This is a genomic window from Achromobacter sp. ACRQX (genome assembly GCF_022346505.1).
In the GTDB taxonomy this organism is placed as follows: Bacteria; Pseudomonadota; Gammaproteobacteria; order Burkholderiales; family Burkholderiaceae_B; genus Achromobacter; species Achromobacter animicus.
This window is the reverse complement of record NZ_JAKRML010000025.1, coordinates 63,010-84,926: the sequence shown is the minus strand read 5'-3', so window position 1 is coordinate 84,926 and position 21,917 is coordinate 63,010. Positions and strand designations below refer to the sequence as shown.

20 protein-coding genes are annotated in these 21,917 nt (G+C 66.7%); 6 read left to right on the top strand and 14 right to left on the bottom strand.

Features of this window, described 5'->3' with window-relative positions; genetic code table 11:
- Positions 1-53: 53 nt before the first annotated feature.
- The 3 genes from MHZ91_RS20550 to MHZ91_RS20540 form a co-directional block, all read right to left on the bottom strand.
- Complete coding sequence (locus MHZ91_RS20550; RefSeq protein ID WP_191577769.1) at positions 54-1,181, bottom strand: CaiB/BaiF CoA-transferase family protein; 1,128 nt, start codon at positions 1,179-1,181, stop codon at positions 54-56.
- A gap of 13 nt (positions 1,182-1,194) precedes the next feature.
- A complete protein-coding gene (locus tag MHZ91_RS20545) occupies positions 1,195-2,175 on the bottom strand; it encodes a tripartite tricarboxylate transporter substrate binding protein (RefSeq protein ID WP_218344949.1) in 981 nt (326 codons plus the stop codon).
- 69 nt (positions 2,176-2,244) lie between these two features.
- Positions 2,245-3,945, bottom strand: coding sequence for an acyl-CoA dehydrogenase family protein (locus tag MHZ91_RS20540; protein WP_239215433.1), 1,701 nt, complete (start codon positions 3,943-3,945; stop codon positions 2,245-2,247).
- Positions 3,946-4,065: 120 nt separating this feature from the next.
- Between MHZ91_RS20540 and MHZ91_RS20535 the strand changes: the two genes are divergently transcribed.
- Positions 4,066-4,986, top strand: coding sequence for a LysR family transcriptional regulator (locus MHZ91_RS20535; protein WP_239215431.1), 921 nt, complete (start codon positions 4,066-4,068; stop codon positions 4,984-4,986).
- Between the two features lie 3 nt (positions 4,987-4,989).
- Here MHZ91_RS20535 and purU read toward each other — a convergent pair whose 3' ends face one another.
- The 6 genes from purU to MHZ91_RS20505 form a co-directional block, all read right to left on the bottom strand.
- Positions 4,990-5,844, bottom strand: a complete 855-nt coding sequence (gene purU, locus MHZ91_RS20530) for a formyltetrahydrofolate deformylase (RefSeq protein WP_175138843.1) — start codon at positions 5,842-5,844, stop codon at positions 4,990-4,992.
- A gap of 40 nt (positions 5,845-5,884) precedes the next feature.
- The gene (locus MHZ91_RS20525) at positions 5,885-6,994 is read right to left on the bottom strand and encodes an NAD(P)/FAD-dependent oxidoreductase (protein WP_239215429.1); all 1,110 of its coding nucleotides are present in this window, start codon (positions 6,992-6,994) and stop codon (positions 5,885-5,887) included.
- The gene (locus MHZ91_RS20520; protein ID WP_175138841.1) at positions 6,991-7,515 is read right to left on the bottom strand and encodes a flavin reductase family protein; all 525 of its coding nucleotides are present in this window, start codon (positions 7,513-7,515) and stop codon (positions 6,991-6,993) included. Before MHZ91_RS20520 ends, MHZ91_RS20525 begins: the two co-directional genes overlap by 4 nt.
- A gap of 69 nt (positions 7,516-7,584) precedes the next feature.
- A complete protein-coding gene (gene pdxH, locus MHZ91_RS20515; RefSeq protein WP_239215427.1) occupies positions 7,585-8,214 on the bottom strand; it encodes a pyridoxamine 5'-phosphate oxidase in 630 nt (209 codons plus the stop codon).
- Positions 8,215-8,329: 115 nt separating this feature from the next.
- The gene (locus MHZ91_RS20510) at positions 8,330-8,986 is read right to left on the bottom strand and encodes a gamma-glutamylcyclotransferase (protein WP_239215425.1); all 657 of its coding nucleotides are present in this window, start codon (positions 8,984-8,986) and stop codon (positions 8,330-8,332) included.
- Between the two features lie 2 nt (positions 8,987-8,988).
- The gene (locus MHZ91_RS20505) at positions 8,989-10,197 is read right to left on the bottom strand and encodes an MFS transporter (protein ID WP_239215423.1); all 1,209 of its coding nucleotides are present in this window, start codon (positions 10,195-10,197) and stop codon (positions 8,989-8,991) included.
- A gap of 314 nt (positions 10,198-10,511) precedes the next feature.
- Between MHZ91_RS20505 and MHZ91_RS20500 the strand changes: the two genes are divergently transcribed.
- The 4 genes from MHZ91_RS20500 to MHZ91_RS20485 all read left to right on the top strand — a co-directional run bounded on the left by MHZ91_RS20500 (position 10,512) and on the right by MHZ91_RS20485 (position 16,749).
- Entirely contained in the window at positions 10,512-11,696 is a 1,185-nt protein-coding gene (locus MHZ91_RS20500) for an efflux RND transporter periplasmic adaptor subunit (protein ID WP_175184082.1), read from the top strand.
- 1 nt (position 11,697) lies between these two features.
- Positions 11,698-13,656, top strand: coding sequence for a MacB family efflux pump subunit (locus tag MHZ91_RS20495; protein ID WP_239215421.1), 1,959 nt, complete (start codon positions 11,698-11,700; stop codon positions 13,654-13,656).
- A gap of 5 nt (positions 13,657-13,661) precedes the next feature.
- Positions 13,662-15,086, top strand: a complete 1,425-nt coding sequence (locus MHZ91_RS20490; protein ID WP_175123246.1) for an efflux transporter outer membrane subunit — start codon at positions 13,662-13,664, stop codon at positions 15,084-15,086.
- A gap of 814 nt (positions 15,087-15,900) precedes the next feature.
- Positions 15,901-16,749: a ThiF family adenylyltransferase gene (locus MHZ91_RS20485; protein ID WP_370647843.1), complete on the top strand. Its 849-nt coding sequence runs from the start codon at positions 15,901-15,903 to the stop codon at positions 16,747-16,749.
- Positions 16,750-16,840: 91 nt separating this feature from the next.
- Here MHZ91_RS20485 and MHZ91_RS20480 read toward each other — a convergent pair whose 3' ends face one another.
- The 3 genes from MHZ91_RS20480 to MHZ91_RS20470 are packed head-to-tail and all read right to left on the bottom strand — an operon-like array spanning position 16,841 to position 18,901.
- Positions 16,841-17,152, bottom strand: a complete 312-nt coding sequence (locus MHZ91_RS20480) for a non-heme iron oxygenase ferredoxin subunit (protein ID WP_175138836.1) — start codon at positions 17,150-17,152, stop codon at positions 16,841-16,843.
- 14 nt (positions 17,153-17,166) lie between these two features.
- On the bottom strand, positions 17,167-17,640 hold the full coding sequence (locus MHZ91_RS20475) for an aromatic-ring-hydroxylating dioxygenase subunit beta (protein ID WP_239215420.1): 474 nt from the start codon (positions 17,638-17,640) through the stop codon (positions 17,167-17,169).
- Between the two features lies 1 nt (position 17,641).
- On the bottom strand, positions 17,642-18,901 hold the full coding sequence (locus tag MHZ91_RS20470) for an aromatic ring-hydroxylating dioxygenase subunit alpha (RefSeq protein WP_239215419.1): 1,260 nt from the start codon (positions 18,899-18,901) through the stop codon (positions 17,642-17,644).
- Between the two features lie 213 nt (positions 18,902-19,114).
- On the opposite strand from MHZ91_RS20470, the gene MHZ91_RS20465 reads away from it, so the two are divergent.
- Positions 19,115-20,017, top strand: a complete 903-nt coding sequence (locus tag MHZ91_RS20465; protein WP_239215418.1) for a LysR family transcriptional regulator — start codon at positions 19,115-19,117, stop codon at positions 20,015-20,017.
- Between the two features lie 22 nt (positions 20,018-20,039).
- Here MHZ91_RS20465 and MHZ91_RS20460 read toward each other — a convergent pair whose 3' ends face one another.
- Complete coding sequence (locus MHZ91_RS20460; RefSeq protein ID WP_175123235.1) at positions 20,040-20,672, bottom strand: aminotransferase class IV family protein; 633 nt, start codon at positions 20,670-20,672, stop codon at positions 20,040-20,042.
- A 104-nt stretch (positions 20,673-20,776) separates the two neighbouring features.
- Positions 20,777-21,913 carry an aminodeoxychorismate synthase component I gene (locus tag MHZ91_RS20455; protein ID WP_239215417.1) on the bottom strand — a complete coding sequence of 379 codons (1,137 nt, stop codon included), beginning with the start codon at positions 21,911-21,913 and terminating at the stop codon, positions 20,777-20,779.
- Positions 21,914-21,917 lie beyond the last annotated feature (4 nt).

The window sequence follows — 21,917 nt, the reverse complement described above, 5'->3', positions numbered from 1 at the left end:
ACGCTGCGGCAAAAAAAGCCCGGCGGGCGCCGGGCGGGGTCATCGATGCGGGGTCAGTCCTGCCCGGCTGGTGGCGCCAGGTCTGGCGGCAGCTTGCGCAGCGTGGCGGGCGTTCGCGACAGCTTGATGGGCGAGCCCACGCCTTTGTAATCGCCCTGTTCCAGCACCATGCCGCGGTGCCGCGTATGCGGATGCGCGAGCGCCTGATCGACCGTCTGCACGGCGGCGGCAGGCACGCCGGCGCGCAGCAGTTGGTCGGCAAGCGCGGCGGCTTCATGGCGGGCAAGCAGCGCAGAGAGATCGTCGCGCAGCGCCTGGCGATGGCGCAGGCGGTCTGCATTCGTGGCATAGCGCGCATCCTCGGCTAGCGCCGGGGCATCGAGCGTCTGCGCCAGCATCGCAAACTGGCGGTTGTTGCCCACGGCCAGAAAGATCGGCCCGCTGGCGGTCGGCAAGGTTTCGTACGGCGCGATGTTCGGATGCGCGTTGCCGCTGCGCTGCGGCACCTTGCCGCTGTAGAAGTAATTGGGCGCATGCGGGTGCAGCAGCGACAGCGCGCAGTCATACAGCGTGATGTCGAGGAACTGCCCCAGCCCGCTGCGCGTGCGCTCGTTGAGCGCCAGCAGGATCGCCACCGCTGCGTTCAGCCCCGTCACCATGTCCACCACCGGCAGGCCCACGCGCGTCGCTTCGCCGTCCGCATCGCCGTTTACGCTCATCAGCCCGCACATCGCCTGCGCGCACGCGTCGTAGCCGGGCAAGCCGCCCAGCGGGCCGTCCGAGCCGAACCCGCTGACGCGGCAATGGATCAGCGCGGGGAAGGCCGCCTTCAGGTCTTCATAGCCCAGGCCCCACTTTTCCAACGTGCCGGGCTTGAAGTTCTCGACCAGCACGTCGGCGTCAGCCAGCAGGTGGCGCAGCAGTTCCTGCCCGGCGGGCTGCGACAGATCCAGCGTCATGCCGTCCTTGTTGCGGTTCACGCCGACAAAGTACGAGGCCGTCTCGCCCAGAAAGGGCGGGCCCCAGCCGCGCGTCTCGTCGCCGCCGGGCGGCTCGATCTTCAGCACGTCGGCGCCGTGGTCGGCCAGGATCTGCGTGCAGTACGGACCGCCCAGCACGCGTGACAGATCGATCACCTTGCAGCCCGCAAGGGCGCCGGCATTGGGTAGGGTGTGAGCCATGGAATTCTTCGCGTCAGTCGATGGAAACGTTGGCGCTCTGGATCAGCTCGCGCCACTTGGGGACTTCGGTGGTGATGAAGGTGGACAGACCCTGCGGCGTCTTGTCCTGCGCTTCGACGATGCCCTGCATGCGCAGCGTCTGCTCGATCGCGGGATCGGACAGCGCCGTCTTGAAGGCCTGGTTCAGCGTGTTCACCACATCGGCCGGGGTGTCCTTGGGCGCGACGATGCCGAAGAAGACGCTGACGTCATAGCCCTTCAGCCCCTGCTCGGACAGCGTCGGCAGCTCGGGCAGCGCGTCGGAACGCTGCGCGCTGGCCAAGCCGATGGCGCGCAGTTTGCCCGCCTTGATGTAGGGCAGCGCGGTCAGGATGTCGGTGAACGACATCGACACCTGGCCGCCCAGCAGATCGTTCAGCGCGGGGCCGGTGCCCTTGTAGGGGATGTGCATGATCTTGGTGCCGGCCATGCGGTTGAACAGGATGCCGGCCAGGTGCGACGACGCGCCGTTGCCGGACGAGGCGTAGCTCAGCTTGTCCGGATTCTTCTGCGCGTAGGCGATCAGCTCCTGCATGTTGTTGGCGGGCACCGACGGGTTCACGACCAGGATGTTGGGCAGGTGGCCGATGCGGATGATGGGCGCGAAGCTGGTCTCGGGGTTGTAGTTCTGCTTCTTGTACAGGCTGACGTTGATGGCCAGCGGGCCGGACGTGCCGAACAGAATGGTGTAGCCGTCGGGTTTGGCGGACGCGACGTATTCAGAGCCGATGTTGCCGCCGGCGCCGCTGCGGTTTTCGACGATGACGTTCTGCTTGAGCGGCTCGCGCAGCTTTTCGGCCAGGCGGCGGGCCAGCGCGTCGGTGGGGCCGCCGGGCGGGAAGGGCACGACCAGCGTGACCGGCCGCGCAGTGGGGTAGGCGTCTGCGGCAACGGCCGGGGTGGCCGCGACGATGGCGGCGGCCGCCAGGAACAGGGGGGTGAAATAGCGTTTCATGCATGTCTCCAGTGGATGGCGCGCCGGCTGTGCCGCCGGCGTCGGGTTACTGCAAAAGCCGGATGGGCGTTACAGCGCGTACTGCAGGATGGCCTGGCAGGCCGCGCTTTCGTCAGGCGGGATGGCATAGGGATCGCGCGGCGCCAGGCGGTGCAGCAGCACTTGGTCGGCCAGCCGCGCGCGGCTTTCCAGACCCGTGCCGGTGGCTTCCCAGCGCAACGCGGCCATGGACACCGCGTGATACAGCAGCGATGCGGCCTGGCGCGCCAGCTGGGCATGGTCGCCTTGCGCTGCGTGTTCCGCCAGCGCGTAGGTCTTTTCCAGGGCGCTGGCCTGCAGATCGGCCAGTTCGGGCGGGCAGGGCGCGCCGTCCGCCAGCAGGCGGTCGATGTGGCTGCGCAGCGCCGGCAGGGAATGCTCTTTCTTGATGGCGCGCAGGACATCCAGCGCGACGATGTTGCTGGTGCCTTCCCAGATGGAGCCCAGATGCGCGTCGCGCACCAGGCGGGGTTCGGTGAACTCCTCGATATAGCCGCAGCCGCCGCGCACTTCCATCGCGTCGCCGGTGACCTTGCGCGCGTCGCGGCAGGCGCGGAACTTGATCAGCGGTGTCAGGATGCGCGCCAGCGCGGGGTCCGCCGCGCCCTGATCGGCATCGGCCAGCGCGCGCGCCGTCTGGAACATGACGCTACGCGCCTGTTCGGACCACACGATCATCTTGACGAGCTGACGCTGCATCAGCGGCATGTCGATCAGCCGCTTGCCGAAGGCGCGGCGATGCTGCGACACGTAGACGGCCTCGGTGACGGCGCGGCGCATCAGGCCCGCGGCGCGCATGCCGTTGGACAGGCGCGAATTGTTGATCATGTCGGCCATGTGCTTGAAGCCGCGGCCGCGTTCGCCCACCAGCCAGGCCACCGCGCCTTCCAGACGGATTTCGCCGCTGGCCATGGAGCGCGTGCCCAACTTGTCCTTCAGGCGCAGGATGCGGTAGTGGTTGTGCGTGCCGTCCGCCAGGTCGCGCGGCAGCAGAAAGAGCGACACGCCCTTCAGGCCGGGGTCCGTTTCGCTGCGGGCCAGCACCATCGCAAAGCCGGCGTCGGGGTTCGAGCAGAACCACTTGTCGCCGTGAATGCGCCAAGTGCCGTCGTCCTGCGCTTGCGCCGTAACTTCGGTGGCGCTGACATCCGAGCCCGCGCCCTGTTCGGTCATGAACATGGCGCCCTGGCGCAGCGTGTCGAAGTCCTGCGACGTCACCTGCGGCAGCACGCGCTCGACCAGTGCCGGGTCGCCGAATTTGCGCAACGTGCGCGCCAGCGAGTCCGTCATGCTGACCGGGCAGCACAGGCCGAACTCCGCCTGCACGAAGAGATGGCTGAGCGCGTATTTGGCGGCGGCGGGCATGGGCTCGGGCCAGCCGAGCACACCGCCCCGGTGGGACAGGGCGGCCAGACCGAATTCGCTGTAGGCCAGGCGTTCCAGTTCGACGTAGGCCGGATGCTTGTCGATGCGGGACTCGTCCGTGCCGGCCCGGGTGCGCACGGACAGCGTGGGCGGATGCTTGTCGGCCACGGAAGCCAGTTCGTCCATCACCCCGCCTGCCAGTTCGCCCAGCCGGCTCAGGTGCGGCAACAGATGCGCGTGCAGGGCGGGCGGCAGGTAGCGTCGGCTCAGCGCCTCGGCGTATGGGTCGGCGCTGAACAGGTTCAGCCCTCGGGAATCCGGGACGGGCGTGGCGGTGGCGGCAAGGGGGAATGCAGGGGTATCCATGGCGGCATCCGGGTCGAACGGGGAGATGTCCTATGGTGAGGGCCTTGATTTATCTATTCAAATACTGTTTTGATGTAGATCAATCCAAAAAAAATATAGATATGCCTTAAGGAGGGACGCATGGACTTGGAACCCCGGCTGCTGCGCTACTTCATCGCCGTGGCCGAAGAGCGCCATTTCAGCCGCGCGGCGGCGCGCCTGCACATCTCGCAGCCGCCGCTCAGCTACGCGATCCGCCAGCTGGAAGAGAACATCGGCGCGCGCCTCTTGGCCCGCACCAGCCGGCACGTCGAGCTGACCGACGCCGGCCAGGCGCTCTACCACGAGGCCCTGATTCTGCTGCGCCAGGCTGAAGAGGTCCGCACGCTGGTGCGCCAGGTGGACGCGGGCCTGCGGGGCCGGCTGCGCATCGGCTTCGTGGGGTCGATGCTGTATCGGGGCCTGCCCGCGCTGCTGAGCGCCATGCGCACGGAACTGCCCGACGTGGAGCACGTGCTGACCGAACTGAACTCACATGATCAGATCGAGGCGGTGCGGCGCGGCGAGCAGGATCTGGGCTTCATCCACGCCAATCCGGTGCCGGACGGCGTGCAGGCGCGTGATCTGATGGCCGAGCCGTTCGTCGTGTGTCTGCCGGACGCGCATCCGCTCGCGCAGCGCACGACGCTGCGGCTGGCGGAGCTGGCGGAGGATGACTTTGTCTTTTTCGCGCGGGCGGCCTCGCCCAGCTATTACGAGACGGTGCTGGCCATGTGCGTGTCGGCCGGCTTCATGCCGGCGATCCGGCATGAGGTGCGCCACTGGCTGAGCGTGGCGTCGCTGGTGTCGCAGGGATTGGGGGTGTCGATCGTGCCGGCGTGCCTGTCGCGCAGCGGGCTGGCGGGCACGCGGTTCATTGCGTTCGAACACGATGCGCGCTCGATCAGCCAGGTGATCTGGCCCGATGCGGCGCGCTCGCCCTTGCAGGAGCGCGCGGTGGCGTTGGTGGCCCAGGCGTTTCCGCCGTTGCAACCGCCCGCCGCGGTCCCGTCAAAGGCGTAAGTATCAGCGGAACACGACGGTCTTGTTGCGGTTCAGCAGGATGCGGTGTTCGACGTGGCTACGCACGGCGCGCGACAGCACCAGGGATTCGATGTCGCTGCCCACCTGGGTCAGGTCCTGGGCGGTCATCGTGTGGTCGACGCGTTCGATGTCCTGGTCGATGATCGGGCCTTCGTCCAGGTCCGAGGTCACGTAGTGGGCCGTGGCGCCGATGATCTTCACGCCGCGCGCATGCGCCTGGTGGTAGGGGCGCGCGCCCTTGAAGCTGGGCAGGAAGCTGTGGTGGATGTTGATGGCGCGTCCGGTCAGCGCGCGGCACATGTCGGCGGACAGGATCTGCATGTAGCGCGCCAGCACGACCAGGTCGATGTTCGCCTCGTCGACGATCTTGAGCACCTGCTTTTCCTGTTCCAGCTTGGTGTCGGGCGTGACCGGCAGGTGGTGGAACGGAATGTTGTAGGTGGCGGCCAGGCCGGCGTAGTCGTTGTGATTCGAGACGATGGCGGCCACTTCGGCATGCAGATGGCCGCTGTGCACGCGGAACAGCAGGTCGTTCAAGCAGTGGCCCTGCTTGCTGACCATGATGAGCAGGCGTTCCTTGCGGCGCGCGTCGTGCAGCTTCAGTTCCATGCCGTAGTCGGCGGACATGGCGTCCAGGCGGGTGCGCAGGTCGTCGGCGGAGGCGCCGACCGGCAGGTCGAAGTGCACGCGCAGAAAGAACCGGCCGGTCTCTTCGTCGCCGAACTGCTGCGAATCCAGGATGTTGCAACCCAGTTCGAACAACAGGCCGCTGACGCGGTAGACGATGCCGGTGCGGTCGGGGCAGGACAGGGTCAGGATGTAGTCGTTGTGCTGCATGGCGGAAATGGATGAATAAGAAAGAGGAAGCGGGCGGAGATCAGGCGGACAGGCGCGCCAGGGTTTCTTCCGCCAGGGCCAGGCTGGAGGTCAGCCCGGGGGATTCGATGCCGAACAGGTTCACCAGGCCGGGCACGCCATGCACGGCGGGTCCGGCGATGACGAAGTCGGCGGCCGGCTCGTGCGGGCCCGAGATCTTGGGCCGGATGCCCGTGTAACCGGGCGCCAGCGCGTCGTCCGGCAACGCTGGCCAATAGGTGCGGACGGCTTCGTAGAACACCTCGGCGCGGGATGGGTCCAGCGTGTAGTCCTCGGTCCCGACCCATTCGGTGTCGGGGCCGAACTTGGCCTGGCCGCCCATGTCCAGCGTCAGGTGCACGCCCAGGCCGGCGTGCTGCGGCACGGGATAGATCAGCCGCGAAAACGGCGCGCGCCCGGACAGCGTGAAATAGCTGCCCTTGCACAGGTAATCGGTGGGGATGCTGTCTGCCGGCACGCCTTCGATGCGCCGCGCCAGGGCGGGCGCCTGCAGGCCGGCCGAGTTGATCAGCACGTTGCAGGTCAGTTGCATGGCGTCATCGCCGCCGAACTGCAGTTCAAAGCCGCCTTCAGGACGCACACGCCCCGACACGAGCGGCGTATGGAAGACGCATTGGGCGCCCGCGTTTTCCGCGTCGCCCTGAAAAGACAGCATCAGCGCGTGGCTGTCCACGATGCCGGTGGACGGCGACACCAGCGCGGCGGTGCATTGCAGCGCGGGCTCAAGGCGCATGGCTTCTTCGCCCGAGATGTACTGCAGGTCGTCCACGCCATTGGCACGGGCGCGCTGGGCGATGCCTTCCAGCTGCGTGGCCTGCTCGGGGCTGGTGGCGACGATGAGCTTGCCCAGCCGCTTGTGCGGCACGCCGCGCTCGGCGCAGTACGCGTACAGCAGATGCTTGCCGCGCACGCATAGCCGCGCCTTCAGGCTGCCGGCGGGGTAATAGATGCCGGCGTGGATGACTTCGGAGTTGCGCGAGCTGGTGCCGGTGCCGATGGCCTCGGTGGCCTCGGCCACCAGCACCTCGCGGCCGGATTGGGCCAGCGCGCGGGCGATTGCCAGGCCGACCACGCCGGCGCCGACGACGACGCAATCGACGTCGACGCTCATGATTTGGCCTTCTCGGCGCGCGTGCCGGCCGGCGTCAGGTCGAATCCGCCAGCGTGAAACACCAGCGGCGGCTCGCCGCTATGACCGCAACGTTCGACTTCTCCGACCATGATGACGTGATCTCCCTCGACATAGCGGCTGCGGTTGCGGCACTCGAACCACGCGGCGCAGTGCCCGTCCAGCATCGGCGTGCCGCCCGGCGCGTAATGCACCTGCAGTCCGGCATAGCGGTCCGGCGTCTTGCCGGTCGCAAAGCGCCGCGCCAGCGCGATCTGATCCGCGCTCAGCACGTTTACCACGTAGCGCTCGCACTGTTCGAAGGCCTCCAGCGACGAGGAGCCCAGCGACAGGCTCCACAGCACCAGAGGCGGGTTCAGCGAGACCGAATTGAACGAGCTGACCGTCAGGCCGATGGGCGCGCCGTCCTGGCCGGCGGTCGTCACGACCGTCACGCCGGTGGCGTAACGGCCCAATGCGGTGCGAAAGAAGACGGAATCGAAATCAGGGGAGGAGGCGGACATGCAGTAGACAGTTCGGTCGGGCGCGGGAGGCGCCCGGCGTGGGGACGCCCCGCGTCGGGGGCGCCTGTATCAGGGAGACAGGCGTTCGATCTTCCAGTCCGCGCCGTCCGCGACGTAGCGCAGGCGGTCGTGCAGGCGGGACGGCCGGCCCTGCCAGAACTCAAAGGCGGTGGGTTTCAGACGGTAGCCGCCCCAGTGCGGCGGACGCGGCGGCTGTTCGCCGAAGCGTTCGCGGAATTCCTTTTCGCGGGCTTCCAGCTCTTCGCGGGTGATGGGCTGGCTCTGGCGCGAAGCCCAGGCGCCGATGCGCGATCCGGCCGGGCGGCTGTGATAGTAGGCGTCCGACTCTTCGGCGGCCACTTTTTCCACCACGCCCTCGATGCGGACCTGGCGCTCCAGCGGCTGCCAGAAGAACAGCAGGCTGGCGCGCGGTTCGGCCAGCAGATCCAGGCCCTTGCGCGATTCGTAATTGGTGAAGAACGTGAAGCCTTGGTCGTCAAAGCCCTTGATGAGGACGATGCGGGCGCTGGGCTGGCCGCTGGCATCCACCGTCGCCAGGGTCATGGCGTTGGGTTCGGGCACCTTGGCCGCGAGGGCCTCGTCGAACCAGCGGGTGAATTGCTCGATCGGGGAGCGGGCGGCCTGGCTTTCCAGGAGCACATTCTTTTCGTAGCTTTGACGCAGATCAGAGACGGACATGGTCTTAGGGGTTCAGCGTTGATAACAGGGAGTTTATACCGCCTGGAAGACCGGCCCCTCATTGACCCCGCGCAGGCCCCGGGCAAGTTCGCCGCGCCTGCTTGCCCCTTGGGCGTCAGGGACCTTCGGGCAGCGGGTGGCCGTCCAGTTCCAGCCGGCGTGCGATCGCGTCGAGCCGGGCGTCGTGGATGCCGGCGGACCGCAAGGCCTGGGCGGTCTGCACCACATAGTCCGTGCACGGGCCGTAGCGTCCCGCCGCGCGGCGCACGATCTCCAGCAGTTCCGGCTCGGGCAGTGCGCGGATATAGGCGGGATTGCTGCGGTTCATGATGAAGACGAGGGCGCGGACGACCCCTTCGTCCGTGGCGCAGTTGATCCAGCGGGGCAGGTAGGCGCCCGTGGACATCTCGCGTTCCCAGAGGGCGGGAAAGTAATTGGGGACCTGGTCGCCGGCCAAGCGGTAGACCACACCCCGGCAGGAACCGCCGCGATCCAGTCCAAACACCAGGCCGGGGCATTCGGGCGTACCCCGGTTCACCCGCGACCACAGGCAAAGCGCCCGGTGGTGGCCGCGCAGCGTGGCTAGGCGCCGTTCCTGGAAGTCGAAATCCGGCCGCCAGATCAGGGATCCGTACCCGAATACCCATACGTCTTCCCCGGCCTGCCAGTGTTGGAGCGCATCGTCGAGCGAGGCTTGGCGTTCTTCTGGCGTCCAGAGCCGGAAGGGCAAGGACGCGCCGGAGATGTCGGAGGGGGAGGACTGCTTGTTCACAACTACGTTTTCCGTTCAGGCTCGTGCGGAGGATTTCGATTGGCCCAGCCCCCGGCCATCAGCGCCACGGAATAGGCCCAGAAAAGCGGGGCAACGCCAATTACCGCACCCAGCGCGCCGAAGGTCAACGGCAGGGACACCTGCGAACCGTTGATCAGCGCCATGCGCAGGCCCACTGCTTCGGCGGCGCGGCCCGGCGGCGAGTATTGGTGTAGCAGGGACAGCATGCTGGGTTGGCAACAGCCCAGCGCCAGTCCCAGGATGAAAGACAGCACGATCAGGACGGTAACGTCGGTGAACAGCGGGTAAAGCACGAAGTCGATCGCCGCGGTGGCCATGGCGACGCGCACCAGTGTCCAGGATCGCACCCGGCGCTGGATCAGCGGCAAAGCCAGCCGGATAACGAAAGTTGCCGCCGCGAACGACGCAAGAATGACGCCGATGGTGGTGGCGGACAAGCCAATCGCCACGCCGAAGATCGGTACGACGAACAGGTGGGTATCCCACGCGCCGGACAGGATCGTGTTCACCATCAGGACACGACGCAAGGCGGGCACGGCGAGCAATTCGGTCACCCGGCGGCGCTGGGCCTCTCGCACGCCGGTGATGGCAGCGTCGACCGCCTTCAACTGATGCCGCAGCGCATACAGGCCGATTCCCGAGAGCAGGGGCCCGACGGCGAGGAGGCCGAAGGCCGTGCGCGTACCCAGGTGGTCAATGGCCAGACCGGCAATCAAAGGACCGGAAAATCCCGACCCTGCCAGGGCCAATGACATGAACGAGAAATTGCGCAGCCGCTTCTCGGGTTCGGCGTGTCCCAGCAGATCCTGCGTGGCGACCTGATGCAGCATGAAGCCGATGCCGATGCAGCAGGACGCCACCAGCAGCGCGGACTGGGTTTGTGAAATAGAGGGGAGTAGCGTGCCGAAGGCCACCAATGTGGTGCCCATGACCAGCGGACGGACGATGCCGACCCGGTCCACCCAGCGACCCGCGCGGACCGAAAACAGCATGGGCAGCACGGCAAACACCGCCACCAGCGTGCCCACCGTGAATGTGGACAGCCCCATCTGAAGCGCCGTCAGGGAAACGGTGATCCGTCCCCCGGTCAGCGCCACATGATTCATCATTGCCAGCAGGCACAAAAGCACCGCCCCGGAAAATTCCGAGGAACTGGATGGCGAGGAGGGGGATCTGTTGGAGGTAGACACGGCTTAACTGCATTCATTCTGTTCGTAACGTCCGGCTATGTCGAGGCGATGCGATTTTGCGCTGCAGCGGACAGTGACTAGTCACATTGCGAAGTTAACGGTCTCTACCGGACAAGTCTCGCGCTTATTCGGCAAGATGACGGCACGTTCGCGGCAGGTGCGGTAAAACGGTTCCGCAACCGTCCTGGGATCGTTGTATCGTTCACGCAACGGAACACGTCCGCCCGGCGCAATTCACCTGCGAATTACGCCGCTTGTTTGCAGCATTACCAGCGCCGCCCGTGGCGCCTTGCCGTTCCCATCGTCCAGATTCAATGAAAAAGTCCCGCAGCAAGTTCAAGCGCTACGTCCTGATAGCCGTCATCCTCCTGCTTCTTGTCTTCGGTGCGCGCGCCGCATTCTTCTCGGCGCCGCCGCCGCCTACCTTCGCCGTGGCCGAGGTGTCCCGCGCGGACCTGGAAGACAGCGTCCTGGCCAGCGGCACCATCGACGCCATCGAACGCGTCAGCGTCGGTGCGCAGGCCACGGGCCAGCTCAAGTCCCTGAAGGTGGAACTGGGCGATCGCGTCAAGAAAGGACAACTGGTCGCCGAGATCGATGACCTGACCCAGCAGAACGAGCTGCGCAACGCCGAAGCGGCGCTGCAGACGCGGCGCGCCGAGCGGGCGGCCAAGGTCGCCACGCTGAAGCAGGCCGAACTGGCGTTCAAGCGCCAGCGCATGATGCTGGCGGCCGACGCCAGCTCGCGCGAGGCCTATGAAACCGCCGAGGCCACGCTGGCCGTGACCCGTGCCGAGATCGCGTCGCTGGACGCGCAGATCGCGCAGGCCGAGATCCAGGTGGACACGGCCCGGGTCAACCTGGGTTACACGCGCATCGTCTCGCCGATCGACGGCATGGTGGTGGCGGTGGTGACCAAAGAAGGCCAGACGGTCAACTCCATCCAGAGCGCGCCCACCATCATCAAGGTGGCGCAGGTGGACACCATGACGATCAAGGCGCAGATCTCCGAGGCCGACGTGACGCGGGTCAAGCCCGGGCTGCCGGTCTACTTCACGATCCTGGGCGAACCGGACGAGCGCTACCGCGCCACGCTGCGCGCGGTGGAACCGGCCCCGGATTCCATCCAGAAGGATGACGCGGCGTCGTCGCTGACGTCCTCGACCAGCACCTCCACCAGCGCCGCGGTCTACTACAACGGGCTGTTCGACGTGCCCAACCCCGACGAGAAGCTGCGCATCTCGATGACGGCGCAGGTCTTCATCGTGCTGGGCGAGGCCAAGGGGGCGGTGGTGGTGCCGGCGTCGGCGCTGGGCAAGCGGGGCGCGGACGGGCGCTACGAAGTGCGCGTGGTGCTGGAAGGCAACAAGACCGAGACGCGCCAGGTCCGCATCGGCATGAACAACAATGTGCAGGCGCAGGTGCTGGAAGGCCTGGAGGTGGGCGAACGCGTCGTGTCGGCGGATTCGTCGCCGGCCGCCGCCAAGCCGGGAGCCTGACATGAGCGGTCCGCTCATTTCCCTGTCGGGCGTGCGCCGCGAGTTTCCGGCGGGCGACCAGACGATCGCGGTCCTGAAGGACGTCAACCTCACGATTGAGGCGGGCGAGATGGTCGCCATCGTGGGGGCGTCCGGCTCGGGCAAATCGACGCTCATGAACATCCTGGGCTGCCTGGACCGGCCCACGCGCGGCGATTACAAGGTCGACGGCCGCAGCACGGGCGAACTGGATCCCGACGAACTTGCGGAGCTGCGCCGGGAGCACTTCGGGTTCATCTTCCAGCGCTATCACCTGCTGGCGGACCTGAGCGCGCAGGGCAACGTGGAGGTTCCGGCCGTCTACGCGGGCAAGCGCCGCGAGGCGCGGCTGGAACGGGCTTCGGCCTTGCTGGCGCGCCTGGGCCTGGCCGATCGCTCCGAGCACCGGCCCGGCCAGTTGTCCGGCGGTCAGCAGCAGCGCGTGAGTATCGCGCGAGCGCTGATGAACGGCGGCGACATCATCCTGGCCGACGAGCCGACCGGCGCGCTGGACACGCATACGGGCCAGGAGGTGCTGCGCATCCTGGAAGAACTGAACGCGGCGGGCCACACGATCATCATCGTCACGCACGATATGAACGTGGCGCGCCACGCGCAGCGCATCATCGAGATCAGTGACGGCGAGATCGTCGCGGACAAGCGCAATCCGGACGCGCCGCGCCATCAGACGGCATTGGACGAGGCCCCGGCGATGGCCCAGCGGCCGGCCTGGCAGGCGTATCTGGACCGCTGCGGCGAGGCGCTGCGCATGGCGCTGCTGGCGATGAACGCGCATCGGCTGCGCACGTCGCTGACGATGCTGGGCATCATCATCGGCATTGCGGCGGTGGTGTCGGTGGTGGCGCTGGGCGAGGGCTCGCGGCGCAAGATCCTGGAAGACATCAGCGCAATCGGCACGAACACGGTTGAGGTTTTTCCGGGTAAGGATTTCGGCGACGAGAAGGCGGTGAACATCCGCACGCTGGTGGCGGCGGACGCCGAGGCGTTGGCGCGCGAGTTCTATGTGGACAGCGTGACGCCGGAAGTGGGCACGAGCAATACGCTGCGTTACCGCAACGTGTCGGTGAATGGGTCAATCCAGGGCGTGGGCGATCAATACTTCCGGGTGCGCGCGATCAAGCTGGCCGAGGGCAAGTTCTTTGACGAGACCAGCGTGGCGCGCCGCGCGCAGGAAGTAGTGATCGACGAGGGCACGCGGCGTGCGCTGTTCGGGTCGCATACGGAGCCCATCGGGCAGGTGATCTTCCTTGGGTCGATGCCGGCGCGCGTGATCGGGGTGACGCAGAAGAAGGACACGGTGTTTGGCAGCAACGATTCGCTGAACGTGTGGATTCCCTATACGACGGCGCTGTCGCGGGTGCTGGGGCAGCAGCATCTGAAGAGCATCACGGTGCGCGTGAACGACGCGACGCCGCCGGCCGCGGCGGAGCAGGCCATCGTGCGGGTGCTGACGCGCCGGCACGTGGTGAAGGACTTTTTCGTGTTCAACACGGATGCGGTGCGCAAGACGATCGAGCGCACGACGGCGACGATGACGCTGCTGGTATCGCTGATCGCGCTGATCTCGCTGATGGTGGGCGGGATCGGGGTGATGAACATCATGCTGGTGTCGGTGACCGAGCGCACGCGCGAGATCGGGGTGCGGATGGCGGTGGGCGCGCGGCGCAGCGACATCATGCAGCAGTTCTTGATCGAGGCGGTGCTGGTGTGCCTGATCGGCGGGGCGGTGGGCATCCTGTTGTCGCTGGGCTTGGGCGTGCTGGTCAGCAAGGCGACGGGCGGCTCGTTCCAGATGATCTATTCCACGGCATCGATGGTGGCGGCATTCACGTGCTCGACGCTGATCGGTGTGATTTTTGGCTATCTGCCGGCGCGCAACGCGGCGCGCCTGGATCCCGTCGAGGCGTTGGCCCGGGAATGAGGAAGATGAAAGCAGTTTCTCTTGTGTGCAAACCGCTGGGCGTGGCGCTGTTGCTGGCGCTGGGCGGGTGCGGTCTGCTGCGTACGGATTACGAGCGGCCGGCGGTAAGTGTGCCGGCGTCCTGGACTTATGCGGGGGCGGGCGCTGATGCGGGCGCGCAGGCTTCGCTGGCCGATGGTGGCGACTGGTGGCGCAATTTCGATGATCCGGTGCTGAACAGGTTGGTGGAGACGGCGCTGGCGCGCAACAACGATCTGGCGGCGGCGGCGATCCGGGTGCGGCGGGCGCAGTATCAGGCGGGATTGGCGGATGATCAGCTGATGCCGCAGTTTGGCGGGGACGCGAACGTGTCTCGGGTGCGCAATCTGTATGGGGATCGCGCGATCACGCGGGCCAATTCGGCCGAGCTGACGGTGAGCTATCAGGTGGATCTGTGGGGCAAGCTGGCGCGCCAGCGGGATGCGGCGCAGTGGGAGGCGCTGGCGACGGAGCAGGACCGCCAGGCCGCGGCGCTGTCGCTGGTGGGGACGACGGCGACGTTGTATTGGCAGACGGCGTTCATCAACCAACGCATCGCCAGCAGCGAGGAGAGCATTGCCTACGCGCGGCGCACGCAGGATCTGGTGCGGGCGCAGTACGCGGCGGGTGGGGCGTCGGCGCTGGAGTTGGCTGAGGCGGAGCAGACGGTTGCCAGCCAGGAGGCGGCGCATGCGTTGCTGGTGCAGCAGCGGGTGGAGTACATCAATGCGTTGACGATTCTGTTCGATGGGCCGCCGGATCGCATTACGGCGGATCCGATGCGGTTGCCGTCGAGTGCGTTGCCGGAGGCGCGGGCGGGGGTGCCAGCGGAGTTGCTGGGGCGGCGGCCGGATCTGCGGGCGGCTGAGCTGCGGTTGCGGGAGTCGCTGGCTACCGTGGATGCGACGCGGGCTAGCTTTTATCCGCCGGTGACGTTGACGGGGGCTCTGGGCACTTCTAGCCCGACGTTGTCGGATGTGTTGAAGAATCCGATCGGGACGTTGGGGGCGGGGTTGACGTTGCCATTTCTGCAATGGAACCAGATGCAGCTCAATATCCGGATTTCGAAAGCGGATTTTGAGGAGCGGGTGGTGACGTTCCGGCAGGCGCTGTATCAGGCGATGGCGGATGTGGAGAATGCGCTGTCGAATCGGACGCAATTGTCGATTCGTGCTGAGCAGCTGGATCTGTCGTTGCGGGCGGCTCGGGAGGCTGAGCGGCTGTACGAAGTCAGGTATCGGGCGGGGGCGGTGCCGCTGCGGGATTGGCTGGATGCGCAGGAGAAACGGCGGGTGGCTGAGGTGGCCAGCGATGAGAATATGCTGAATCGGTTGGTGAATCAGGTCACGGTTTATCAGGCGCTTGGCGGGGATGATGTGGTGGCTGTTGAGGGGGATGGGCTGCGGATGTGAGGTTTTCAGCCGGCCGGCGCATCGATTTTCGGCGAAAGTCGGGGGCGGGTGTCGGTTGCGGTTCTGGTGGCGCTCGGCGGGTGTTTTGGGTGTCGATTGCGGTTCTTGTGGCGCTTGGCGGGTGTTTTAGGGGTCGATTGTGGTTCTTAAGACGCCCGGCGTGGCGTCGGCCTGGGGCGCGCGGGGCTACGATTGCGGTCCGGAGCCTTCGCTCCGGACTTCCCCGTCGTCATCGTCGTTGTCGCCTCCGGCGACTGCCTTCCGATTCCCTCGGGCGCATCTACACGCCCCGCGCGCCCCAGGCCGACGCCACGCCGGGCTCGGGTGGTTCAAACTTGTCGGTCGCTGGGCTGGGTTGAGTTCTTGAGGTTCTTGCCTGCATCTGCGCGGGTTTGCCGCGTCTTGCGGGGCCCGCGCCCGGTTGGCCGCGCGGGCGGCCTCCGGGCGCTTACGCGGTTTCTTGCGTCGGAGGATGACGCTTCGCGCTTGCGGTGGGCTGGGGAGCCGCCGGTTTCTGACAGCCTGCTTAGGGTCCCTCTGGGATCTGGACGGGTGGCGAAAAGTGCGCCGGTGTCTGACACCCTTGGCGGTGTCTTGCGTCGGAGGATGACGCTTCGCGCTTGCGGTGGGCGGCGGTACCGCCCGTTTCTGACAGCCTGTCTGTGGGTTCCTCTGGGATCTGGACTGGCGGCCAAAAGTGCGCCGGTGTCTGACACCCTTGAGGCACATCCGCGGCATGACTGCAGTCTCCGCAGGGTGTCAGACACCATGTCCGCGTGACTTGGGCGGGTAGGCTGGCGGCCGCTGCCATAAAATGCGCTCCATGAACTCGCCCGAACTCATTCCTGAACCCGCCGATCTCGACCGTCGTTTCGGCGCGCTGTCGCGCCTCTATGGTCCTGACGCGCCCTCCCGCATCCGCAATGCCCACGTTGCCGTCGCCGGCCTGGGCGGCGTGGGGTCGTGGACCGTCGAGGCGCTGGCGCGGTGCGGCGTGGGGGCGTTGACGTTGATCGATCTGGATCACATCGCCGAGTCCAACGTCAATCGGCAGATCCATGCGTTGAGTTCGACGCTGGGGCAGTCGAAGGTGGATGCGATGGCTGAGCGGGTGTTGGCGATCAATCCGGAATGCCGGATCACGCGGGTGGATGACTTTGTGTCGCCGGAGAACGTGGGCGAGGTGTTGCCGGGGCCATATACGGTCATCATCGATTGCACGGATCAGGCCGCCGCGAAGATCGCGATGATTCTCCACGCGCGCAAGCTGGGCGTGCCGATGCTGCTGTGTGGCGGCGCGGGCGGGAAGACGGATCCGTTGGCGTTGCGGGCGGGGGATTTGTCGGGGGCGGTCAATGATGCGTTGCTGTCCAAGCTGCGCAACAAGTTGCGGCGCGAGCATGGGTTTCCGCGGGCGTCGGACAAGAACGGCAAGGCGCTCAAGCGGGTGCCGAAGATGGGCGTGCATGCGTTGTGGTTTGACCAGCCTGCGATCTTGCCGGATGCGTGGACCCGGCCGGTCGAGGGCGAGGACGACATGGGCGCGTCGGGGATGACGCTGGCGCCGCAAGGTTTGTCGTGCGCGGGCTATGGGTCGGTGGTTACCGTGACGGCTGCCATGGGCATGGCGGCGGCGAACGAGGCGTTGCGGCTGGCGGTTTGAGGGCCGCCGGGGCGGCGGCGCCTCAATTTCTGAGCGCTGCGGTGTGTCAACGGACAGGCGTCTTGTCGTCGCGGCGCCCAGCGCCCGTAAATCAAAGCGCCACGAACACGACGCCATCCTCAATACGCACGGGATAGGTCGCGATGTTCTCCCGCAGTGGCGAGCACAGGGCGCGGCCGTCGCGCACGTCGAAGCGGCCCTGGTGCAGCGGGCATTCGATTTCGTGGCCGGTCAGGAAGCCGTCGCACAGCCTGGCATTGCCGTGCGTACAGAGGTTGTCGGTGGCGTAGACCTGGCCTTCGACGCCGTATAGCGCGATTTCTTTTCCGCCTGCCTCTACGGCGATGACGTCTTCTTCGGGGACTTCATCGCGTTCAATCGCCTTTGTCCATTGCACAGTCATTGTTCGTCTCCGGGTCAGATGGGATAGATCAGCGAGTTGGGGATCAGCTCGCTGTCGAAGATGCACAGCCGCGATTCGAATTTGAGGCCGTCGGGGGTCTGGCGGATCACGTCGAGGTAGCGGCCCACGTTGAAGACGGTGGTGAGCTGGCTGGGCTTGGTGCGGAAGATGGCGTAGTTGGCTTCGGACTCGATGCGGTCGTCCTGCGCCAGCAGCACGCGCGGGGCGCCGACGACGTGGCGCTGGTAATAGGGGTCGTGGAAGATGGTGTCGGTGGCGCCGTAGATGCGGTCCTTGAGCATGCCGCGGCTCTCGAACGCCATGGTCGCCAGCGGAAATCCGCGTTCGTAGTTTTCGCGCGGCAGCACTTTGTAGATGCAGTCTTCCGTGAAGAAGTCGGGCCACTTTTCCCATTCGCCGGCGTCCAGGGCGGCGGCGTAGTCGGTGTACAGGCGGGTGAGTTGGTAGTAGCGCGGAAAGTCCAGCATGTCACGCCTCCATCACGCGGCGCCAGTACGCGTACATGCCGCGTATCAGCGTTTCGGTGACCATGTGATCGGTGTTTTCGGCGGTCTTGCCGCCGAGTTCGGCGACGCTGCGGTGCCAGGGCTTTTGTTCGAAGCCGGATTGCGAGAATTCGATGACTTCGCCGTCGTCGGCGGACACGAAGCCGGCGGGGCCGAAGAGGTTGGCCTGGCGCAGGCGGCGCTGGGTCATTTCGGGGGTGTCGTCGGCAAAGCCGAAATGGGTCCAGACGAAGTCGAAGGCGTCGTGGCCGACGGGCTGGATGTGACGGGTGGAAAGCGAGTTCACCTGCTGCTGGATGATGACGCTGGGGAACAGGGTCATGAGCACGGCGGTGGGGCCGTTCCACCAGGGTTCCTGCACGATGTCCAGGAAGCGGTCGTCGTTCAGCGACATCTGTTCCTTGAAGCTGGACACGCCGCTGGTGACGGTGCTTTTGCCGCCCTGGCCGCGTGTGGAGATCATGGCGGCGTGGCGGAAGTGGCGGTCCATTTTCAGTTCAGACCGGTTGTCCGCGCGCCATAGGCCGAAGGTGACGAACCAGGTGTGCAGGAGGCCGGGGTGATAGGGGTCTTTGATGTTCTCCTGCATCAGCTTCCAGTTGCCGGGAATGCGCTGGCGGCTGTAGCCGTGGATCACCAGTTCGCGGCCGTCGAACACGCGGTCGAAGTAATCCGCGATGTCGGGGCCCAGGTAGTCTTCGAGCGGCTCGACGTCGTGGTCAAAGGACGCAAAGACGACGCCGTTGCGGCAGGCGACCGCCAGTTTTGTCAGGCCGTGGTCCTCGGGCTTGAAGTCGGGCGGCATGCCGCCGTTGACCTTGCCGTCCTGCTTGACGCCGCGGCGGAAGGGCACGCCGATCAGGTTGCCCTGCAGGTCGTAGTTCCACTGATGGTAGGGACAGACGAACTCGGTGCGGTTGCCGGCGCGTTCGCGGCAGAACTGCACGCCGCGATGGGCGCAGACGTTTTCCACGACGCGCACTTCGCCATCGTTGTCGCGCAGCAGGATGACGGACCGCTCGCCCACGACCGTGCGTTTAAAGTCGCCGGGATTCGGGATTTCGGCCTCGAGGCCGACGTAGCTCCAGTGGCCTTGGTAGAAGAAGCGCTCCAGTTCCCGCTGGTGCAGCGCGGCGTCGGTGTAGACGCCGAACGGAATGCGATGGGAACCGTCGCCTTGCCAGGGCGGGACGAATTGGACGGGGTGTTCGGGGGCGTTCATGGACGGCCCCTGCTACAGGACGTGGCGATGCGATGCGTGCGGACGCGCATGATTTGTCTCCATTTTTCAGCTGGCCGCGCGGCGGCCGGGCAGCGCCTTGCGCGGCATGGGCGCAGGCGGTTTTTTTGCATCTTCGGGCAGGGCGCCAAATTAATAAATAGAATCTGGCTTATTACAGAAATCACCAGAATCAATATTGGTGGAGACAAGCGCATGAACCTGAAAGACGTGGATCTGAATCTGCTCGTCGTCTTCAATGAATTGCACAAGCATGGCCGCGTGTCGGCGGTGGCGGAAAGCCTGGGGATCTCGCAGCCGGGCGTGAGCAATGCGCTGAGCCGGCTGCGCAAGCTGCTGGGCGACGAATTGTTCCTGCGGACCTCGCGCGGCATGGTGCCGACGCCGTATGCCGAGAGCCTGGCTCAGCCGATCGCCGATGCGCTTTCCGCGCTGCAAGGCACGCTGAACGCGCGCGTGGCGTTCGATCCGGCGCGCAGCGAGCGGTCGTTTGTGATCGGGGTGAACGACGTGGGCGAGACCTACTTCCTGCCGCGGTTGATGCGGGCGCTGGATCAGGTGGCGCCGGGCGTGACCATCCGCACGGTGCGCACGACGTCGATCGACGTGCGCGACGAGATGGAGCGGGGCCGCATGGATCTGGCCATGGGCTTTCTGCCGGGGTTGAAAGGCGGGTTCTTTCAGCGCCGGCTGTTTCGCCAGCCCTATGTGTGCATCTTCCGGCAGGACCATCCGCTGGCGCGCTCGGGCGTGTCGGTCAGGCAGTTTCGCGCGGCCGAACACGTGGCGATCGTGTCCGAGGGCACGGGCCACGGGGTGGTGGACGAGGTGATTGCGCGCGCGGGCATCCGCCGCCGGCTGCGGCTGACGGTGCCGCACTTCATGGCGGTGGGGCCGGTGCTGCAGGCCACCGACATGATCGCGGTGGTGCCGCAGCGCTTTGCCGACTGCGCGTGCGGCCCGTTCGGCCTGGCCGCCGCGCCCTGTCCGGTGAAGATTCCGGAGTCGGTCATCAACGTGTTCTGGCACGCCCGCAACCACCGCGAAGCCGCCAACCAGTGGCTCCGGCAGGTGGTGGTGGACGTGTTTGCCGATTGAGCGTCAGCGATCAGGACGGCTGTCAGGCGTCGCGGAATGTCACCGTGAACCATCCGCGCAGCGCATTCGACAACCGGATTTCGTCGGCGGCATGCAGGTCCGCCAGCGTCAGGACGCGTTCCTTCGTCTTGCCGTCGTCGAGCAGTTGCGCGCGCTGCACGCCCGGCAGGCAGCCGCTGTCCACGGGCGGGGTGTACCAGACGTCGCCCAGGCGCAGGTAGACGTTGCTGCGGCTGCCTTCGCAGAGTTCGCCGCGTTCGTTCAGATAGACCAGATCGAAAATGTGCGGATGCGACGGCAGCCATTCGATCGTTTTGGTGTACCAGGGGCGGTGCGTGGTCTTGTAGCGCAGCAGCGGTTCGGAGGAACGCAGCGCCTCGGGCGCCAGCATGACTTCCTGGTGTGCGGGCAGGGGCGGCAGGACGGCGGTCTGGATGTGGCGGCTGCCGTCGCGCGCGACCAGGAGGCGCAGGCGGTGGGGGCCGGCGGAGCCCAGGGACATGACGGCGACGAGGATGTCGCCTTCGACATCGCGGCCGCCCCAGACATAGCCCAGCGCCTTGCATGACGCTTCGAGGCGGTGGAGGTGGCGCGCCAGCAGCGGCACGTTGCCCGAGGCTTCAACCAGGATGGTCTCGATCAATTCGGGTTGCATGGGACTCTCCTGGAATAAGGCGCGGGGCCGGCTGAGTGGGGCCGCGCCAGGCCGGGCTGCGCGGGCCGCGCTCTATGCTACTACCGGCCGTGGGGTTTGCGCCGTCAGGCGCGCAGGATGCGGGCCTTCCAGTGGCATTCCTGCCATTCGCTGGCCGGGTCCGAATCGTAGACGATGCCGCCGCCCACGCTGTAGACGCCGTGGCCCTGCTGGTCCAGGACCAGCGTGCGGATCGCAACGTTGAGCGAGAAGTCGCCGTCCGGGGCCAGCCAGCCGATGCTGCCGCAATACAGACCGCGCGGGGCGGTTTCCATTTGCCGGATGCGGCGCATGGCTGCGACCTTCGGGGCGCCGGTGATCGACCCGCAGGGAAAGAGGGCGTGCAGCACGTCCGACAGCGTGGCGTGCGGCGCAGTGGCCGACACGGTGGACGTCATGGTCCAGACCGTGGGGTATCGCTCCAACGAAAACAGCGCGTCGACCTTCACCGAACCCGGCTCGGCCAGCCGTCCGAGGTCGTTGCGCAGCAGGTCCACGATCATCAGGTTCTCGGCGCGGTTCTTGTCGCTGGCCAGCAATTCCTGGCCCAGGCGTTCGTCCTCGGCCGGGTCGGCATGTCGCGGTGCGGTGCCTTTCATGGGCCGGGTCGTCAGCCGGGCGCCCTCGCGCCGCACGAACAGCTCGGGCGAAAACGACAGCACCGTGCGATCGCCGTCCTGGATGTAGGCTGCGTGCGCGACCGGATTGCGCGCCGCGATGCGGCGGTACAGCGTGGCCGGATCGCCCTGGAAGCCGACGTCGAGCGGCTGCGTGAAATTGACTTGATACAGCTCGCCGTCCCGGATCAGGCCGCGAATGGCGTCGATCTGGCGCACGTAGGCGGGCTCGGTCATGCGCGGTACGGGCAGGCTGATGGACGCCGTGGGCGCGTCGGCGTCCGGCGCGTCCCATGGCGCTTCGTCGATCTTGCGGTCGAACACCAGCGCGGTCAGACGGGGGCGCCCGTCGTCGCGCGGCGGCGTCCACGGCCCGGCCGGCGCGGGCCGGGTGGCCTCGGGCAGCAGCCATTCGCCCAGCTCGTAGTCCAGCAGCAGGGCAATCCAGCGGCCTTCGCGCCGCGCCGCGTCGATGGCGGCCAGCGCCGGGGCGACCTCGGCCGCGGCGCGCGCCTCGATCCGGTCGCAAAACCCGGCAAGGCGCAGCGCGCGACCGGCAAGCCGGTCTTCAAAACGGCAATCCATGGTG